Raw genomic sequence first — 18,246 nt, 5'->3', positions numbered from 1 at the left:
GTTATAAAACATTTAAAACCTGTTCTTTAATTTTTTCTAATTCGTCTTTCATCTGAACGACCAGTTTCTGCATTCCGGCATGATTCGATTTGGAACCCATAGTGTTGATTTCACGTCCCATTTCCTGAGTGATGAATCCCAGTTTTCTACCGTTTGCTTCCTGCCCGGAAAGGGTTTCCAGGAAATAATCCAGATGGTTGGTCAGGCGGACTTTTTCTTCCGTGACATCTAATTTTTCAAGATAATATATAAGCTCCTGCTCAAATCGGTTTTCGTCAACATTGACCTGCAATTCCGAAATAGCATGCTGCAAACGTTCTTTGATTGCCTGGATTCTTTCCGGATCTAAAACCAGTGCCTGCTCCATAAAACTGCGGATGTTGGCAATTCTCAAACGGAATTCTTTTTCCAGTGAAGCGCCTTCATCTTTTCGGAAATTATTGATGTTAACCAATGCTTCCGTTACCACATTCTGGATGTGTTTCCATTCGTTTTCGTCAATTTCATCCCGTTCTGTTTTTAAGGCATCCGGCATCCGAACCGCCATTTTCATCAATTCGGTAATGTCGGCATCCGGAAGGATATCGCGCATCTGATTCATATACGCTTTTACAATCGGGGCGTTAACTTTTGTTGACGTTTCTTCTCCGGTAACTTCAATGTATAGGGAGAAATCAACTTTTCCGCGTTCCAGCTGTTGTGCAATCTGATTGCGAAGTCCCAATTCCATTTCGCGAAAAACAGAAGGCATACGAACGTTAAGGTCGAGCCCTTTACTGTTTAAAGACTTAATTTCTATAGTAATTTTTTTGGTTGGCAATTGCAAAGAAGCCTTGCCGAAACCAGTCATCGATTGTATCATATAAAAATGTAATAGCTACAAATGTACTAAAAAGAGTTCAGTATGTTAAAAAAGTTAAGTAATCCCTTTTTTGTCAGCTTGTTTCTCCTTTTTCTGCGTAACCAGATAAACGCCTAAAAAGATTAAAAGGGAGGAGCCTATTTTTACCCAGCTCAACTCGTCTTTGCCCAGGCTTATTGCAAAAATGGAAGCGAAAAAAGGCTGCAGGTAAATAAAAACCGCAACGGTTGTGGGTTTTAACTCTTTCATGGATAGCAAGTTGAGTAAATACGTCAGGAAGGTGGAAACCACAATCACAAAACCGATTTTCCAATAGACGCTAAGCGGCATACTGTGCCATTCGATTTGCTGGAACTCCTCCCATCCGAAAGGAATTACCATTATAAAACCAAAAAGATAAATCCATTTCACAAAGGTGTACGGACTGTATTTGTCCATTAATTTTTTAACCAGGATAAGGTAAAAACCATAAGAAACGGCATTTACAAAGACTAAAAAGTTACCCAGGGCGGCATTTGGGGCGTTAATCATCGACTTTCCGTAAAGAATCAAAAGTACCGTTCCGGCAAGTCCCAGGAAAATACCGGCTACTTTTTGCCGCTGCATGCGTTCCCGCATAATAATAGCCGACAAAACCAGAACGATCATGGGCGTGGTGACCATTAAAACGGCACCCATAATGGGAGAAGTATAGCTTAATCCCTTAAAAAAAGTAAGCATGTTAAACGCCACGCCAAAAAAGGCGGCAGCAATAATCCGGAAGAAATCCTTTTTGTCGATTTTTTGTTTTTTGGCAGGGTTGAGCCGGTTAATTCCTATCGAAGCCAGCCAGAACAATAAGGTTGAACCGCCTACGCGCATAAAAATAAAACCGAAAGCATCCACATAAGCAGGCATGACATCCTTGGCAATCGTAAAGGTCACCCCATAAATGATCGCTACCGTCCAGGCAGCCATCAAGGCATAAGTACGTTTGCTCATTTAGCCCAGGAATGCAATAGCTGCGGCAACCACTTTAGGGCTGTTTCCCACAAAAGCTTTTCCGTCAATAAGAATAACCGGACGGCTTAAAAAAGTATAATGCTCTAAAATATACCGTTTGTAATCGGCCTCTGTCAGGACTTCATCTTTTAAACCCATTTCTTTATACAGTTTGGCTCTTTTGCTGAAAAGCACTTCATAATTACCGGTAATGGTATGGATTTCTTCCAGTTGTTTTACCGTCATAGGAGCTTCTTTAATGTCCTGTAATTCGAAAGTGTCCAGATTTGGAAGGGATTTTAAAATGCGTTTGCAGGTATCGCAGGTTTTTAAATGGTATATTTTTCTCATGATAATTGTCAAAAAAATGTTGCTGCAAAAATAGTAAGAAACTTAACGAATATAAGCGAATCGGATTCATTTTTAGTTTCTGGAGAAACCGGCTCTTTTTTGAATTTATCTTTTGACTACATTAGCGGAAAAGAAAAGTATGAAAACAAGTTTTGATATTTCAAGAAACAGCAGGGATAAACTTTTAGCTGTTTTGGAAAGCCATTCTCTGGAACAACTCAATAAAGTACCGGCCGGATTTAGTAATAACCTGATCTGGAATATTGCCCATATTGTGGTGGTACAGCAAATGCTGGTATATAAATTATCCGGATTGCAGATGCAGGTATCGGATGAAATGGTGGAAAAATACAAACGCGGCACAAAACCGGAAGCAGATGTTACTGCGGCAGAAGTGGAAGCGGTTAAAAAACTGCTGCACACCACTATCGATACCACCGAAAAGGATTATAATACCGGGCTGTTTCAGGAGTATACCGAATTTAAAACGATGTCAGGTTTTGTGATTAAAAACGCTGCAGAAGCGATTGAATTCAATAATTACCATGAAGGTATTCATACGGGTATTATCATGAGCATCCGCAAGTTTATTTAAGGATCAGATAAGGTTCCAGCTCATCATAGGATAAGAGCAGTTCCCGCGGGCCGTCAACATAAGGAGCGATTTCGTAAGTGTTGTAGTAAAGGATCAGGCCTTTATCGGAGAAAACATACGTTTGCGGCAATTGAAAAACCTCGTCTTCAAACATCAGTCCGCCTTCGTTAATAGGTTTGTTTGCCGGTATTTTGAATTTCTCGCGGAACTTTTTCTCTGCAAAAGCGGTTAGTCCTTTTTTATCTTTTAAAAAGTCTTTTTCTGTAATGGTCTTTCCGGTTTCGGCATGAACAAGAATGGAGCGTAAACCGCTATATCCGTGGGCACCGCCGGTAAAGGTGTAATGTTTTAAAGTGATGTTGATAACCTTGTCCGAATGATAGGCTATTTGTCCGTCAATACTGGCTTCCCATACCGGCATGTGGTCATCCGGGAATTGGGTGGTCACATCCGTATACGATTTGATGAATAAATCCATCAGCTGGGTGTAGTTGGAAGCATTGTATGGTTTTTCGCCAAAATAGATAATCTCCCGTACCGTATTGAATACGGCATTGTTGATGCTGTCCTCAACTACAGGACTGTTTTCGGCTATAGGAACATTGATTTTTACCTGAGTACAGGAGGAATCACAAGGTGTTTTACTCTGTTTTTCATATACGATATTCTCGAATTGTATTTCTTTTTTTTGGCAGCTGACTGTTAAAAGTCCGATTAGAAGAAAATAAGCGATATGTTTCATGGTAAAAATGTGTTAATAATTCATAAAGGTACAATTTTCTATATTGTCAACAGAAAATAAAGGGTAAATTTGCTTAGTTTATTTGGTAAATAAAGAACAGATTTATGAGATTTAATACAAAAGCTATACATGGTGGTCAGCACCATGATCCCAGTACAGGGGCTGTAATGCCGCCTGTATATCAGACCTCTACGTATGTACAGACAAGTCCTGGTGTGCCTTTGAATGAGTACGAATACAGCCGTGCGGCGAATCCTACAAGAACGGCTTTGGAAAATGCCTTAGCCAGTATTGAAAACGGAACACGCGGTTTGGCTTTTTCTTCAGGTCTTGCGGCTACCGATTGCGTTTTGAGATCGTTAAAAGCAGGTGATGAGGTAATTGCAATGGACGATTTATACGGTGGAACATACAGAATGTTTACCCGTATCTATAAAGATTCCGGAATTGTTTTCCATTTTGTGGATATGAATGATCTGGAAAAATTCGAATCGTTGATTAATGCCAATACCAAATTGGTTTGGGTGGAAACACCAACGAATCCTTTGATGAAACTGGCCGATATTGCAGCTATTGCAACCATTACGCAAAAACATAAAATCATTTTTGCAGTCGATAATACGTTTGCAACACCTTATCTTCAAAAACCATTGGATCTGGGAGCGGATATTGTAATGCACTCGGCTACAAAATATTTAGGAGGACACTCCGATGTGATTGCCGGAGCGTTGATTGTGAAAGATAAAGCATTGGGTGACCAATTGCATTTTCAGCAATTTGCAACCGGAGCCACATTAGGACCACAGGATTCGTTCCTGGTACTAAGAGGAATTAAAACCCTGCATTTAAGAGTACAGAGACATTGTGAAAACGGTGCTAAAGTAGCGGAATTTTTAGTGAACCATCCTAAGGTTGAAAAAGTGTATTACCCTGGACTGGAATCACATCCTTTTCATGAAATTGCTAAAAAACAAATGATTGGCGGTTTTGGCGGAATGGTAACATTTACGTTCAAGTCCGGCAAGAAAGAAGATGCGATTGACTTCCTTGAAAAAGTGGCAGTATTCACTTTGGCGGAATCATTAGGCGGAGTAGAATCGTTAGCGAACCATCCGGCCTTAATGACGCATGCTTCGATACCGGAAGACAAACGTAAGGAAATTGGTATTTCGGATGATCTGGTACGTTTGAGCGTTGGGGTAGAGGATATCGATGATCTTATCGAAGACTTAAAACAGGCTTTAGCATAAGCGCCATTAAAATACAAGCACAAAAAAACCGGGAATCTCTCCCGGTTTTTTTATTGTTATCGTGTACTGTTAATTCAGGTAGTAGATATAACCTACGTTTAACCAGACTAACCAGTCGTTTGCTTTGTTTTCTGTGTAGATGTTCGGATCAGGATTTAAACCGTCAACCCAGTTGGAGAAATAATACTGGAAACGTAAATCAATCATTAAATCCGATAATTCCGTTAGTTTATAACGTGTTCCGACACTGGAAACGATTGACCATGCATTGCCACCGTCATTTTTCACAGCGCCCATATATTTTGTAGGCGTTACATTAGGATTGGTACCCAGGTTTGGCCCTAAAGTAGAATACGCTTCGGTATCGTAAAAGCTGAAATGTGCACCCAGACTCACAAACGGAGCCCATGCACCCGGAGTAACGGAGAAATCACGAATACTCAAAGGGAAATATTCCAGCTGCATTCCAACGTCGGTTACAGCAGTCGAACCTCGCATCCCTCTAAGCTGATTGGCCATAACAGACTGTTTGCTGTCCTGTACCCATTGCCCGAAATGTTTCAGTTTTGTTTTGCTGTATGATAATTCTGTACGAAGTTTGAAGTGATCGTTGAAATATGTTTCAGGAGTATAACAATTACACTCGGCGCGGTATGAAAAGTTGAGATAATGCACAATACCAACTCCAAAACCGGTATTACCGGCATCGGTTTTAAAATCGCTTCTTTCTCCATAATCAGACTGGAAAGCCACAGGACCGGCGATAACCCCAATTTCATGAGAAAAACCAAACTGAGCTTTTACGGAATAACTGGTTCCTAAAGCCAGAGCTAATAGGAGGTTTACAATTTTTCTAGGCATTTTCACTAAAAAATAATAACTTTTCTTGACAAATATATAAAAACATATTTCACCGTAATAAAAAAATGATAATATGTTGAAAATATAATGGATAAAACCAAAATGTTGCTTTGAGGTTAACAAAACAATCCTTCTTTTTAAAGATAGTGAATCTTTGTGATAAGAATTATACAAAAGAGAAAATAATTGCGTTTTAGTCTATATTTGTAAATCAATATTCCGTTAATGAAAAAAACACTTTATATTTTTTTAATACTGATTACCACTGTTAGTTCATTCGCCCAGCAAAATCAATTGTGGAGAGGTTTTTTTTCGTATGCGGAAGTAACTGATATTGCAGCAACTCCAATACGGGTTTTTACGTCTTCTGAAAATGCGGTTTTCTCGAAAAGCCTGATTACAAATGAACTGAAGACCACCACATCAATTAACGGACTTAAAGCCGAAACGATAACGGCTTTGCATTTTAGTGTCACGAAGAATAAAACATTTGTCGGGAATAATAACGGCTTGCTGCTGATTGTCAATGAAGCGGACGGCAGCATTTTTAATGTTGTGGATATTGTGAACAAGCCTTCAATAGCACCCAATAAGAAAAAAATAAACCACCTGTATGAAAGTGACGGAAAGCTTTATATTTCCTGCGATTTCGGAGTATGTGTGTACAATCTTGCCACTTCAGAGTTTGGTGATACCTATTTTATTGGTCCGGCCGGACAGGAAGTGGAAGTTTTGCAAACCACTATATTTAACGGTTTCATCTATGCCGTAACCCGGAATAATGGTATCCGTAGAGCAAGTGTGGGGAATCCCAATTTAGTGGATTTTGCACAATGGCAGGAATTTGATTCCGGAAGCTGGCTGGGAGCGGTGACCTTAAACAATAAATTATTCCTGGCGAATACCAATAACCGTATTTACAGTTATACCAATGCGGCCATCCAGGAAGTTTATACCACCGGACAACAGGCTGTCGATTTTAAGGCTGCCAATGATAAACTGGTGTATACCTCGGCAAATCATGTTTATGTTTTTGATAATGTAATGGTCTTGCAGGCGCATATTACCCAGATTCCGGATGTCGTAACAACCTTTACCTGTGCTGTTGCTGCCGGGAACAATATTTTTATCGGGACAAAAGACAGGGGAATGTTCAGTACAACGGTATTGAACCCGATGAGCTTTGAGAATAACACCCCGAACGGACCTTTTAAAAACAGGATCTTTTCACTGAAAAAAGCGCCGAGTGCTTTATGGGCAGTGTATGGAGATTATACCAGAACCTATAATCCGTATCCGTTGGATTCTTACGGGATCAGTAAGTTTGTGGACAATGTCGGCTGGTCGTTAATTCCCTATGAAAACCTGGCAGAGGCAAAATCACTGAGCCGTATTGCGGTTAACCCGAATAACGAGAACCAGGTTTTTGTAAGTTCCTTTTATTCCGGACTTTTAAAGATAGAAGGCAACAGTTTGTCCGCTCTTTACACCAATTTGAATACCGGAACAAACGGACTGGAATCATTGTTGCCGCCGCCGGTTAATGATGTAAGGGTAAACGGACCGGCTTTTGATAAAAAAGGAAACCTGTGGATGACAAACAGCAGGGTCAACAAAGGCTTAAAAGTTTTAAAGACCGATAACCAATGGGCTTCTTACGATTTGAGCAATGTAACGGTAGCGCCCAAAGACGATAGTTACAGTACTATTGTTGTAGATAAGAACAATACCAAATGGATCCCGTCTTTATATAATGGGGTGATTGCCTTTAATGAAAACTACGGGAACAAATTTATACTGATCAAAACAGGTGCCGATGAGGGAAATCTTCCGGATAATGATGTGAGAGCAGTGGCAATCGATACGAAGAACCAATTGTGGATCGGTACCTATAAAGGGTTGAGAATATTGCCGAGTGTCGATCGGTTTTTAACTGAAACAACACTAACAACAAATGCGATTATCATTCTGGAAGACAATCTGGCTCAGGAGCTTTTCTATCAGCAGAGTATCACGGATATTGCTGTGGACGGGTCCAATAATAAATGGATAGCGATTGCAGATGCCGGTGTTTTTCAGGTTTCTCCAAACGGACAAAGTGTACTGCACAAGTTTACAAAAGAAAACTCACCGTTGCCAAGTAACAATATCAACGATATTGAAATTGACGGCGTCACCGGAGAAGTGTTTTTTGCCACCGATAAAGGGCTGGTTTCTTTTAAAGGAACGGCAACAAAGGCCAATGATGACCTGAACAATGTATATGTGTTTCCTAACCCGGTACGTCCCGGATTTAGCGGCGAAGTAAACATCAGCGGATTGATTGACAAAGCCAATGTGAAAATCACCGATATTGAAGGAAACCTGGTTTTTGAAACCACTTCGCAGGGAGGAACGGTGATGTGGGATACTACGGCATTCGGAAAATATAAAGTAGCCTCCGGTGTTTACATGATTTTTATTGCTTCTGATGACGGTGCCGAAACAAAAGTGAAAAAAGTAATGATTATCCGTTAATGGCTTATTCCAATACAGTAAAAGATGCTTGTTAAAACAAAAGCAATCGTTCTGAGTGCCCTTAAATATCAGGAAAAAAGCCTGATCGTAAAATGCTTTACGGAATCGGACGGACTGAAATCCTATTTTGTGCAAAGTGCCTTTTCCGGTAAAAAGAGCAATCAGAAAATAGCCTATTTTCAGCCGCTGACACTATTGGAAATAGAAGCGAGTCATAAGAACAAAGGAACGTTGGAGCGTTTTAAGGAAATCAAACTTTCAACGCCGTATGCTTCCATTAATATTGATATTGTAAAAAGTACAATTGTCATGTTTCTTTCCGAGATGCTGCACAATACCATCAAGGAAGAAGAAAGAAACGGGAACCTTTTCTCCTTTCTGGAAACAGCCTTGCTATGGCTGGACAATCACGATGAGGTTGCTAACTTCCACCTGATGCTGTTGCTGGAAATGACCAAATTTTTAGGTTTTTATCCGGATACTTCGGATGACGGGCTGCCTTTTTTTGAAATGACCGAAGGCATGTTTGTGCCCTTTCACGGAATAAGCTGTCTTTCCGAACACGAAACCCGGCTTTTCAAAAAGCTCAAAGACCTGAAATTCGACAGCGATCAGAAGGTGTTTAACGGAATGGAAAGGCAAATACTACTTAGAATACTACTCGATTATTATACTTTTCATTTTGACGGTTTTAAAAAACCCCGGTCACTGGATGTGCTCAAAGAAGTTTTTTCCTAAAAAGGCTTTGCAAGCTGCTATTTTCTAATTGTCTTAACTAAGAATTATTCAAAAATCCGTACTTTCGCGAATTGATTAGAAAAAACGACAAAATGAGTACGAAATTTACTGAATACAAAGGACTTGATTTGCCAACAGTAGCATCTGAGGTGCTTGATTTTTGGAAAGAGCAAAACATCTTTGAAAAGAGTATCACTTCGCGTGAAGGAAACCAGCCATTCGTGTTTTTTGAAGGACCGCCTTCAGCAAACGGATTGCCGGGTATTCACCACGTGATGGCACGTTCCATTAAGGATATTTTTTGTCGTTATAAAACTCAAAAAGGATTCCAGGTAAAGCGTAAGGCGGGCTGGGATACTCACGGACTTCCGGTAGAGTTAGGAACGGAAAAAGAACTGGGAATCACGAAAGAAGATATCGGTACCAGGATTACCATTGCAGAATATAACGAAGCGTGTAAAAGAACCGTTATGCGTTATACAGACGTGTGGAATGACCTGACCGAAAAAATGGGCTACTGGGTAGATATGGAAGATCCGTATGTTACCTACAAATCCAAATATATGGAAAGCGTTTGGTGGCTGTTAAAGCAGATCTATGATAAAGAGCTGATGTACAAAGGCTATACCATCCAGCCGTACTCGCCAAAAGCAGGTACCGGACTGAGTTCCCATGAGGTTAACCAGCCGGGAAGTTACCGGGATATTACCGATACAACAATAGTAGCACAGTTTAAAGCAAAAGAAGAAACGTTACCGGACTTTTTAAAAGGTTTCGGAACGATCCATTTCCTGGCATGGACAACTACGCCATGGACGTTACCGTCCAATACCGCTTTAACGGTAGGTCCTAAAATTGATTATGTTTTAGTAAAAACCTTCAACCAGTATACGTTCGAACCGGTAAATGTCATCCTGGCAAAACCGCTGTTGGCAAAACAGTTTGCAGGGAAATATTTCCTGGCAGAAAGTGATGCCGATTTTGAAAACTACAAACAGGAAGATAAAAAGATCCCGTATGCAGTACTGGCAGAAGCAAAAGGAGCAGATTTAGTAGGAACGCAGTACGAACAATTGTTAGCCTATACATTACCGTATCAGCATCCGGAAAACGCTTTCCGCGTCATCCCAGGTGATTTTGTAACCACAGAAGATGGTACCGGTATTGTACATACGGCGCCTACATTTGGTGCGGATGATGCTAAAGTAGCAAAAGAAGCAGTGCCGGAAGTGCCGCCGATGTTAGTATTGGATGATGCCGGAAACCCGGTTCCACTGGTAGATTTACAAGGTAAATTTATCAAACAGATGGGAACCGAGATGGGCGGTAAATATGTAAAGAATGAATATTATAACGATGGTGAAGCTCCGGAACGTTCCGTTGATGTAGAGATTGCCATCATGCTGAAAGAAGCGAATAAAGCTTTTAAGGTAGAAAAATATGTCCATAGTTACCCGCATTGCTGGAGAACGGACAAACCTATTTTATACTATCCGTTGGATTCCTGGTTTATCAAGGTAACCGAAATCAAGGATAGAATGTTTGACCTTAACGAAACGATCAACTGGAAGCCGAAAGCAACCGGAGAAGGACGTTTTGGAAACTGGTTGAAAAATGCAAACGACTGGAACTTATCCCGTTCCCGATATTGGGGAATTCCGTTGCCTATCTGGAGAACGGAAGACAAATCGGAAGAGCTGATAATCGGTTCGGTAGCAGAATTATATGCGGAAATTGAAAAAGCAATAGCTGCAGGATTGCAAACGGAAAACCCGTTTAAAGGATTTGAAATCGATAATATGAGTGAAGAGAACTACGATTTGGTAGACCTTCATAAAAATATCGTGGATACGATCACGCTGGTTTCGCCAAACGGAAAACCGATGCAACGGGAAAGCGATCTTATCGACGTATGGTTCGATAGTGGTTCGATGCCGTATGCACAATGGCATTACCCGTTTGAAAACAAAGAACTGGTGGATAACAATATTGCTTTCCCGGCAGATTTTATTGCTGAGGGAGTAGACCAGACCAGAGGATGGTTTTATACCTTGCATGCCATCGCTACGCTGGTATTTGATAAAGTAGCCTATAAAAACGTAGTTTCTAACGGACTGGTATTGGATAAAAACGGACAGAAAATGTCCAAACGTTTAGGAAATGCCGTTGACCCGTTTGAAACCTTAAAAGAATATGGTCCGGATGCTACGCGTTGGTACATGATCTCGAATGCGAATCCTTGGGATAACCTGAAATTTGATATTGAAGGGGTGGCAGAAGTGCGACGTAAATTCTTCGGAACCCTTTATAATACCTATTCTTTCTTCTCTTTGTATGCGAACATTGACGGTTTCCAATACCAGGAAGCGGAAGTGCCGCTGGAAGAAAGACCGGAAATTGACCGTTGGATCCTGTCGGAACTGAATACATTGGTGAAGAATGTGGATGAGTTTTATGCAGACTATGAGCCTACAAAAGCGGCGCGGGCAATATCCGATTTCGTTCAGGAAAATCTGAGTAACTGGTATGTGCGTTTGTGCAGAAGACGTTTCTGGAAAGGAGAATATGCCCAGGATAAAATCGCGGCCTACCAAACCTTATACAGCTGTTTGTTAACCGTTTCGAAGCTGGGTGCGCCAATTGCTCCTTTCTTTATGGATAAACTTTACAGAGACTTAACGCAGGCAACACAGTCGGAACAATATGATAGTGTACATTTGGCCGAGTTTCCGCAATACGTTGAAAACTTTGTTAATAAATCGTTAGAAAGCAAAATGCAGAAAGCCCAAACGATTTCTTCACTGGTTTTATCCCTGCGTAAAAAGGAAATGATCAAAGTGCGTCAGCCATTGCAAAAGGTAATGATTCCGGTACTTGACGAAGAACAACGTTCTGAAATTGAGGCGGTTTCCGACCTGATTAAAGCGGAAGTAAACGTTAAGGAGATTGAGCTTTTAGACGATGCTTCAGGGGTATTGGTAAAACAAATCAAGCCTAATTTTAAAGTTTTAGGACCGCGCTTTGGTAAAGATATGGGATTGATTTCCAGTGAGATACAAAAATTCACTCAGGAGCAGATCAGTCAATTGGAGAAAGAAGGCAGCCTGGCGCTTGTTATCTCAGAAAAAAGTGTTAATTTAACAACTGAAGATGTAGAGATTTCTTCACAGGATATTGAGGGTTGGTTGGTAGCAAATTCCGGAGGGATTACAGTGGCATTAGATATTACCATATCTGATGAGTTAAGGAAAGAGGGAATCGCCAGAGAGTTAGTTAACCGTATCCAGAATATCAGAAAAGATTCGGGATTTGAAGTAACGGATAAAATTAAAGTTCATCTGCAAAAAAATGTGCAATTAGAAAATGCAATCTTGAGCAATGAGTCCTATATAAAGTCAGAAACGTTAACCGAAGCCTTAATTTTTGAAGAAAACATCAACAATGGTATAGAAATTGAGTTTGATGACATTAAAACAAGAGTATTAATTTCAAAATAAAAGAAATTATGGTGGATGAAAAAATAAGATATTCCGACGCTGATTTAGCTGAGTTCAAAGAATTAATCTTGAAAAAGATGGAAAAAGCAAAAGCGGATTTGGATTTGATTAAAAGCGCCTACATGAATGACCTTAATAATGGTACAGACGATACGTCACCAACCTTTAAAGCATTTGAAGAAGGTAGCGAAACCATGTCTAAAGAAGCGAATTCACAACTGGCTATCCGTCAGGAAAAATTTATCAGAGATTTAAAAAATGCGTTAATCCGTATTGAAAATAAAACGTATGGTATCTGTAAGGTAACCGGAAAATTAATAAACAAGGAAAGATTGAAATTAGTTCCGCATGCTACAATGAGTATTGAAGCGAAGAATTTACAACGTTAATCTTTTCAAAATCTTTTAAAACGCTCCGTATGGAGCGTTTTTTATATCAATAATTCTCTTATTTTTGTGCTCAAATTATAAAAAATGTCCTTAAGAAAATCCTATTTATTAGTCATATTGGTTTTGATCATTGATCAGCTGTCTAAAATCTATATCAAAACAAACTTTGTATTGAATGATGAGGTTTATGTTTTTGAATGGTTTAGAATTCATTTTATTGAAAATGAAGGTATGGCCTGGGGAGCTGAAATTCCGGGAACTTATGGGAAATTATTTCTGACACTTTTTAGAATTGTAGCAGTTTGCGGTATCGGATACTGGTTGTATGATTCTGTGAAAAAGAACAGTTCGAATTACCTGATTGTAGCGGTGGCTTTAATATTAGCCGGAGCTTTCGGGAATATTATTGACTCTGTTTTTTACGGCGTTATCTTTAACGACAGCTTCCATGAACCGGCATCATTATTTGCTTCCAACCCTTACGGAACGTGGTTTCACGGAAAAGTAGTAGACATGCTGTATTTCCCTATCTGGGAAGGTAACCTGCCCAAATGGCTGCCATTGTGGGGCGGTAAGCATTTCACATTCTTCAATGCTATTTTTAATGTAGCCGATATGGCAATATCGGTGGGAGTAGGGATTCTGATCGTATTTAATAAAAAAGCTTTCGGAAAATAGAAAAAAAGTAAGAATTTTATGTTTTATTAGGAGGATTTTTTATTTTTGGCACCTTAAATTTAAAATGAATTATTGTGAAAAAAATAATACTGTTTTCATTGTTTCTCTTAATCTTTATTGGGTGTAGTTCCGATTCTTCTGTAGGAAACCCGGGAAATCCTGAGCCAACGCCTGCTGTACCGCCTGTACTGGTTACATTGGCAACTACATTTCCCAGCGGAAATATTCAGTTTAATGCTACAGTGCAGTCATTAGGTGATGGTTACCACGAAAGAGGATTCTGTTGGGGGTATAATACTAATCCAACCAAGGATTTAACAAACTACATTGCAGCTGATGGATCCGGAACCGGAAATTTCTTTAAAATTACGCCATATACGGATATACTGGATCTTGGCGGACGTGTCTATAATGTGAGAGCCTATGCTGTTACCGGAACCGGAATAGTTTACGGAAATAATCTTACAATGACTACACCGCTCAAATATTCGCTGGCGACAACAGCTGTAAAGGAAATATATACTAACAGAGCTTCTTTTAACGGGAATGTCATTTCGAATGATTCGCATTATGGTAATGTGGCCGAAAAAGGCTTTTGTTACAGTACTTCGCCAAATCCAAGTTTGACAAACGGGACAAGTGTAAATATGACGGGTATGGTGACAGATCCTAATGCTTTGGGTGATTATTCGAGAGTAGTACAGGGATTGATCATGAATACAGTGTACTATGTGAGAAGTTATGGCAAAGATTATAATGGGGAAGTGTTCTATGGAAATGAAGTAAGTTTTAAAACGGCAGGTCAGATAGGTGCTTCAGGAGGTTATGTGTTTTATGATAAAGGAGAGACAACTAATGGATGGCGTTACCTGGAGGCAGCTCCGAATGATCTGACTTATAACGGATCCAATGTTATGGCCTGGGGATGTTATGGATCAATAATAGGACAGACACAGGCAATTGTGGGTTCCGGATTAGAGAATACGCTAAGAATCCTGTCGGTATGTACTAATAACGGTACGGCAGCAAAGGTTTGTGATGCCTATTCGGTAAACGGACTTAATGATTGGTTTTTACCATCTATTGAAGAATTAAAAATCTTTTATTTAAGTTCTGTCGGGGCATATACGATTCCAACGGCTTCACCAAGGGAATATTGGTCGTCTACGGAAAAAAACATGGATCAGGCGCAATCGTATGACACGCAATATTCCAGTATAAATGAGTGGGAGTATAAAAGCTACGGAAAAAAAGTAAGAGCAATCCGCAGGTATTAACGGGTTTGCAGATAATATAAAAAAGGGTGATTAAAGATCACCCTTTTTTATTGAGTATGTCTGATGAGGCGTAACGATATAATCCAGTTGCACATCCTGTGGAATGGTGTCAGGAATGATTGCTTCGGCCTCAAAAAAGGAAAGCCCTACTTTGATGATGTCTGTCCTGCATTCGGCTAAGAAAGTGTCGTAAAAGCCCTTTCCGTAGCCTACGCGGTGCCCGTTTGTGTCAAATGCCAAAAGCGGTACAAAAACCACATCTATTTTGGAAGAAGGCACTTCGATCCCGTCAACCGGTTCCGGAATATTGTACTCGTTTTTCCTGATCCGGGTATTGTCGGTTAGCAGGAAATGTGTCATTTTACGGGTTTCAAAATCCGATTTCGAAATAATGATGTCTTTGTCTTTTCCGGCCAGTATCTGCAGGATAAATTCGGTGTCAACTTCTTTGTGCTCGGTTATCGGCAGGAATAAATGATAATAAGTTTTATCCCAGATGTCCAGTTGCAGCAGCCTGTTGGCAATAGCCAGGCTTTGCTCTTCCACTTCATCCGGCGAAAGCTGCCGGCGTAATTCCTTATATTTTTTTCGAAGCGCTTTTTTATTCATTGCTGAGGGAAGTTGAAATATGATAAATAGCATCTCCCTGGTACACTATGGGAGCATCGTTTACATTGATGATATAGCCCGAATTGGGTGCTTTGAGCCTGTGCTCGATCTTGCCGTACGGATCGGAAATGGTTGCCAGTAAATCACCGCGTTCCACATAACGGCCCACTTTGGTATGACCGTGAAACATTCCGGAATATTTGGCGCGGATCCAGCTGGATTTATTAATGTAAATGCTCTTGTCTTCGGGTATATGCGTTTTCTTTCGTCCGTTGAGCATGTCAAAATGATGTAAAATCCTTTTGGCACCTTCAACGCCCTGTAAAGTAATTTCGTCATTAAAATCATTTGACTTTCCGCCTTCAAACAGTAACATCTTGACCCCTAATTTATGACAGGAATTGCGGAAAGAACCACTGATGTTTTTGGAATACAGCGTGAAAGGAGCATGAAACACATCGGCCAGGTCTTTTAACTCCTTGTTATCCGGAATGATCCGGATCTGTGCGGCATTAAAACGACTGGCGCCGCCGGCATGAAAATCAATAGCATAATCCACATGCGGGATGATCTCCTTTAGCAGGTAATAGGCAAAACGGCTGGCAAGCGAACCCATTTTACTGCCCGGAAATACGCGGTTCAGATCCCGCCCATCCGGAAACTCCCGGGTTTTGTTCACAAATCCGAAAACATTGATAATCGGAATACAGATAACCGTGCCGCTTTTCGGTTTGTTGATTTTCTGTATAATCAACTGCCGGACAATTTCCGTTCCGTTAATTTCATCGCCATGAAGGCCGGCCGTGAATAAAACGGTTGGACCGGGAACTTTGGAGCGTTCAACGATAATCGGGATTTTTAATTTTGTCATCGTGTGAAGTTTGGCAATTTCCATATTGATGGTCTTGCTTTCACCCGGTAAAACAGTCTCTTTTAGGATGGTAATATCCTTATGCTGGTAATTCATAATTGTAATCAAAAGATAAAAATATACAATTATAGCGTACCGGCGCTAAGTTGTGGGTTGTTTTTCGCTTTTCAGAAATGTTATTCGTAATTTTGAATTAAATTCCGATAAAACAGAACCGCATCAATGAGTATTCCTTCTTTAGAACTTCAAATACAAACATTACCCGATAGTCCCGGGGTATATCAATATTATGATAAAGACGGAAAAATATTATATGTCGGGAAGGCTAAAAACTTAAAGAAAAGAGTTTCCTCTTATTTTAATAAAATCCACGATACGGCAAAAACCAATGTACTGGTTAAAAAAATTGTATCGATCAAGCACATCGTTGTGCCTACGGAAACCGATGCGCTTTTATTGGAAAACAACCTGATTAAAAAATTACAGCCGCGGTATAACGTCCTGCTAAAAGACGATAAAACCTATCCCTGGATCTGTATCAAGAAAGAACCTTTTTCGAGAATATTTCCAACCCGTAACATGGTAAAGGACGGCTCGGAATACTTCGGTCCCTATACCAGTTTTAAAACGGTACATACGCTTCTGGAGCTAATCAAGGAATTATACCCGCTGCGAACCTGTAATTACGACCTGAGTAAAGCTAATATTGACAGCGGAAAATTTAAAGTCTGCCTGGAATACCATATCGGTAACTGTAAAGGACCCTGTGAAGGATATGAAACGCTGGAAAATTATCAGAAACATGTCAATGCCATTCGCGAAATTCTAAAAGGGAATTTTAAAGAAAGCTTAAAAGACTTTAAAAAACACATGACCGAACTGGCAATGGACATGCGGTTTGAAGAAGCTCAAAAAATAAAAGAGAAAATCGAAGTGCTGGAAAATTACCAGTCCAGATCGACGATCTTAAATCCGAAAATATCCAATATCGATGTTTTCTCCATCGTTTCCGATGAAAGTATGGCCTATATTAACTTTCTTCAGATTTCGCACGGGGCGATTGTCCGTTCGCACACGATGGAGCTGAAAAAGAAACTGGAAGAAACCGACCAGGAACTGCTGGAACTCGCTGTTGTGGAACTTCGCGAGCGTTTTCACCTCAATTCAAAAGAAATAATAGTGCCTTTTGAAATAGATATGGGCGAGGCCATCCGGGTAACGGTGCCGAAACTGGGCGATAAAAAACAGATTCTGGACCTGTCGGAACGCAACGCGAAATACTATCGTCTGGATCAGCTGAAACAAATTAAAATTGTAGATCCGGACCGCCATACCAACAGGATTATGGCGCAGATGCAGAAAGACCTGCGTTTGCCGGTGGAACCACGGCATATAGAATGTTTTGATAACTCCAATATCCAGGGAACGAATCCCGTTGCCGCCTGTGTGGTGTTTAAAGACGGAAAACCAAGTAAAAAAGATTACCGCCACTTCAATATCAAAACTGTGGAAGGACCCAATGACTTTGCTTCAATGGAAGAGGTGGTATACAGGCGGTATAAGCGCCTTTTGGACGAAAACGAACCGTTGCCGCAGCTAATCATCATTGATGGCGGTAAAGGGCAGCTGTCGTCGGCGTTAAAAAGTCTGGACGATTTGGGACTGAGAGGTAAAATTGCAATTATCGGCATAGCCAAAAGACTGGAAGAGATTTATTATCCGGGTGATTCGGTGCCTTTGTACCTGGATAAAAAGTCGGAAACACTAAAAACGATACAACATCTTAGAAATGAGGCGCATCGTTTCGGAATCACTTTTCACAGGGATAAAAGAAGCAAGAGTGCGCTGCAGACTTCGGTGGAAACCATTCCCGGAATTGGCGAGAAAACGATGATTGCGTTACTAAAACATTTTAAATCTGTTAAAAGATTGACTTTGGCAACGGAAAAAGAAATTTCTGACGTTGTGGGGCTTTCAAAAGCCAAAAAAATTACCGAATTTTACAAGGCAACCAATGCTACTAAGTAA

Annotated in this window: 16 protein-coding genes; 9 read left to right on the top strand and 7 right to left on the bottom strand. The window is 40.3% G+C overall.

Going from position 1 to position 18,246, the window contains the following annotated elements; translation table 11 throughout:
• Window position 1: 1 nt before the first annotated feature.
• The 3 genes from B3394_RS14540 to B3394_RS14530 are packed head-to-tail and all read right to left on the bottom strand — an operon-like array spanning window position 2 to window position 2,194.
• Window positions 2–862, bottom strand: coding sequence for a YicC/YloC family endoribonuclease (locus B3394_RS14540; RefSeq protein ID WP_177731105.1), 861 nt, complete (start codon window positions 860–862; stop codon window positions 2–4).
• A 54-nt stretch (window positions 863–916) separates the two neighbouring features.
• Complete coding sequence (locus B3394_RS14535; protein ID WP_286925949.1) at window positions 917–1,843, bottom strand: DMT family transporter; 927 nt, start codon at window positions 1,841–1,843, stop codon at window positions 917–919.
• A complete protein-coding gene (locus tag B3394_RS14530; protein ID WP_286925947.1) occupies window positions 1,844–2,194 on the bottom strand; it encodes an arsenate reductase family protein in 351 nt (116 codons plus the stop codon). It abuts the gene before it with no gap.
• A 139-nt stretch (window positions 2,195–2,333) separates the two neighbouring features.
• Here B3394_RS14530 and B3394_RS14525 point away from each other — a divergent pair, with 139 nt between their 5' ends.
• On the top strand, window positions 2,334–2,789 hold the full coding sequence (locus tag B3394_RS14525) for a DinB family protein (protein ID WP_273245970.1): 456 nt from the start codon (window positions 2,334–2,336) through the stop codon (window positions 2,787–2,789).
• Here the strand turns inward: B3394_RS14525 and B3394_RS14520 are convergent.
• A complete protein-coding gene (locus B3394_RS14520) occupies window positions 2,782–3,531 on the bottom strand; it encodes a DUF3298 and DUF4163 domain-containing protein (RefSeq protein WP_286925945.1) in 750 nt (249 codons plus the stop codon). The two genes, B3394_RS14525 and B3394_RS14520, sit on opposite strands and share 8 nt — an antisense overlap.
• Window positions 3,532–3,635: 104 nt before the next feature.
• Here B3394_RS14520 and B3394_RS14515 point away from each other — a divergent pair, with 104 nt between their 5' ends.
• Window positions 3,636–4,781, top strand: a complete 1,146-nt coding sequence (locus B3394_RS14515) for a cystathionine gamma-synthase (protein ID WP_286925944.1) — start codon at window positions 3,636–3,638, stop codon at window positions 4,779–4,781.
• 69 nt (window positions 4,782–4,850) lie between these two features.
• On the opposite strand, the gene B3394_RS14510 is transcribed toward B3394_RS14515, so the two are convergent.
• Entirely contained in the window at window positions 4,851–5,642 is a 792-nt protein-coding gene (locus tag B3394_RS14510) for a THC0290_0291 family protein (RefSeq protein ID WP_177731115.1), read from the bottom strand.
• Window positions 5,643–5,867: 225 nt separating this feature from the next.
• Between B3394_RS14510 and B3394_RS14505 the strand changes: the two genes are divergently transcribed.
• The 6 genes from B3394_RS14505 (at window position 5,868) to B3394_RS14480 (ending at window position 14,738) form a co-directional block, all read left to right on the top strand.
• Window positions 5,868–8,159 (top strand): two-component regulator propeller domain-containing protein, encoded by a 2,292-nt coding sequence (locus B3394_RS14505; RefSeq protein ID WP_286925942.1) that lies wholly within the window; start codon window positions 5,868–5,870, stop codon window positions 8,157–8,159.
• Between the two features lie 24 nt (window positions 8,160–8,183).
• Complete coding sequence (recO, locus tag B3394_RS14500; protein WP_273245974.1) at window positions 8,184–8,897, top strand: DNA repair protein RecO; 714 nt, start codon at window positions 8,184–8,186, stop codon at window positions 8,895–8,897.
• 92 nt (window positions 8,898–8,989) lie between these two features.
• Complete coding sequence (ileS, locus tag B3394_RS14495; RefSeq protein WP_286925940.1) at window positions 8,990–12,394, top strand: isoleucine--tRNA ligase; 3,405 nt, start codon at window positions 8,990–8,992, stop codon at window positions 12,392–12,394.
• A gap of 8 nt (window positions 12,395–12,402) precedes the next feature.
• Entirely contained in the window at window positions 12,403–12,783 is a 381-nt protein-coding gene (locus B3394_RS14490; RefSeq protein WP_177731123.1) for a TraR/DksA family transcriptional regulator, read from the top strand.
• 84 nt (window positions 12,784–12,867) lie between these two features.
• Complete coding sequence (locus B3394_RS14485; RefSeq protein WP_177731125.1) at window positions 12,868–13,461, top strand: lipoprotein signal peptidase; 594 nt, start codon at window positions 12,868–12,870, stop codon at window positions 13,459–13,461.
• 74 nt (window positions 13,462–13,535) lie between these two features.
• A complete protein-coding gene (locus tag B3394_RS14480; protein ID WP_286925930.1) occupies window positions 13,536–14,738 on the top strand; it encodes a hypothetical protein in 1,203 nt (400 codons plus the stop codon).
• Window positions 14,739–14,768: 30 nt separating this feature from the next.
• Here the strand turns inward: B3394_RS14480 and B3394_RS14475 are convergent, their stop codons facing one another.
• Both B3394_RS14475 and B3394_RS14470 read right to left on the bottom strand, forming a co-directional pair.
• Window positions 14,769–15,347, bottom strand: coding sequence for a 5-formyltetrahydrofolate cyclo-ligase (locus tag B3394_RS14475; RefSeq protein ID WP_286925928.1), 579 nt, complete (start codon window positions 15,345–15,347; stop codon window positions 14,769–14,771).
• Entirely contained in the window at window positions 15,340–16,314 is a 975-nt protein-coding gene (locus B3394_RS14470; protein ID WP_273245984.1) for a succinylglutamate desuccinylase/aspartoacylase family protein, read from the bottom strand. Before B3394_RS14470 ends, B3394_RS14475 begins: the two co-directional genes overlap by 8 nt.
• Window positions 16,315–16,440: 126 nt before the next feature.
• On the opposite strand from B3394_RS14470, the gene uvrC reads away from it, so the two are divergent.
• Window positions 16,441–18,246 (top strand): excinuclease ABC subunit UvrC, encoded by a 1,806-nt coding sequence (gene uvrC, locus B3394_RS14465; protein WP_273245985.1) that lies wholly within the window; start codon window positions 16,441–16,443, stop codon window positions 18,244–18,246.

This window comes from Flavobacterium sp. UBA4197 (assembly GCF_002379575.1).
GTDB classification, from domain to species: Bacteria; Bacteroidota; Bacteroidia; order Flavobacteriales; family Flavobacteriaceae; genus Flavobacterium; species Flavobacterium inviolabile.
Note: the sequence above shows the minus strand (reverse complement) of the source record. Positions and strands in the feature narration are given on the sequence as shown.

What these genes read in the sequence shown, in the direction of transcription:
- B3394_RS14540 (WP_177731105.1), bottom strand. Translation starts at nt 862, where the DNA reads ATGATACAATCGATGACTGGTTTCGGCAAGGCTTCTTTGCAATTGCCA.
- B3394_RS14535 (WP_286925949.1), bottom strand. Translation starts at nt 1,843, where the DNA reads ATGAGCAAACGTACTTATGCCTTGATGGCTGCCTGGACGGTAGCGATC.
- B3394_RS14530 (WP_286925947.1), bottom strand. Translation starts at nt 2,194, where the DNA reads ATGAGAAAAATATACCATTTAAAAACCTGCGATACCTGCAAACGCATT.
- B3394_RS14525 (WP_273245970.1), top strand. Translation starts at nt 2,334, where the DNA reads ATGAAAACAAGTTTTGATATTTCAAGAAACAGCAGGGATAAACTTTTA.
- B3394_RS14520 (WP_286925945.1), bottom strand. Translation starts at nt 3,531, where the DNA reads ATGAAACATATCGCTTATTTTCTTCTAATCGGACTTTTAACAGTCAGC.
- B3394_RS14515 (WP_286925944.1), top strand. Translation starts at nt 3,636, where the DNA reads ATGAGATTTAATACAAAAGCTATACATGGTGGTCAGCACCATGATCCC.
- B3394_RS14510 (WP_177731115.1), bottom strand. Translation starts at nt 5,642, where the DNA reads ATGCCTAGAAAAATTGTAAACCTCCTATTAGCTCTGGCTTTAGGAACC.
- B3394_RS14505 (WP_286925942.1), top strand. Translation starts at nt 5,868, where the DNA reads ATGAAAAAAACACTTTATATTTTTTTAATACTGATTACCACTGTTAGT.
- recO (WP_273245974.1), top strand. Translation starts at nt 8,184, where the DNA reads ATGCTTGTTAAAACAAAAGCAATCGTTCTGAGTGCCCTTAAATATCAG.
- ileS (WP_286925940.1), top strand. Translation starts at nt 8,990, where the DNA reads ATGAGTACGAAATTTACTGAATACAAAGGACTTGATTTGCCAACAGTA.
- B3394_RS14490 (WP_177731123.1), top strand. Translation starts at nt 12,403, where the DNA reads ATGGTGGATGAAAAAATAAGATATTCCGACGCTGATTTAGCTGAGTTC.
- B3394_RS14485 (WP_177731125.1), top strand. Translation starts at nt 12,868, where the DNA reads ATGTCCTTAAGAAAATCCTATTTATTAGTCATATTGGTTTTGATCATT.
- B3394_RS14475 (WP_286925928.1), bottom strand. Translation starts at nt 15,347, where the DNA reads ATGAATAAAAAAGCGCTTCGAAAAAAATATAAGGAATTACGCCGGCAG.
- B3394_RS14470 (WP_273245984.1), bottom strand. Translation starts at nt 16,314, where the DNA reads ATGAATTACCAGCATAAGGATATTACCATCCTAAAAGAGACTGTTTTA.
- uvrC (WP_273245985.1), top strand. Translation starts at nt 16,441, where the DNA reads ATGAGTATTCCTTCTTTAGAACTTCAAATACAAACATTACCCGATAGT.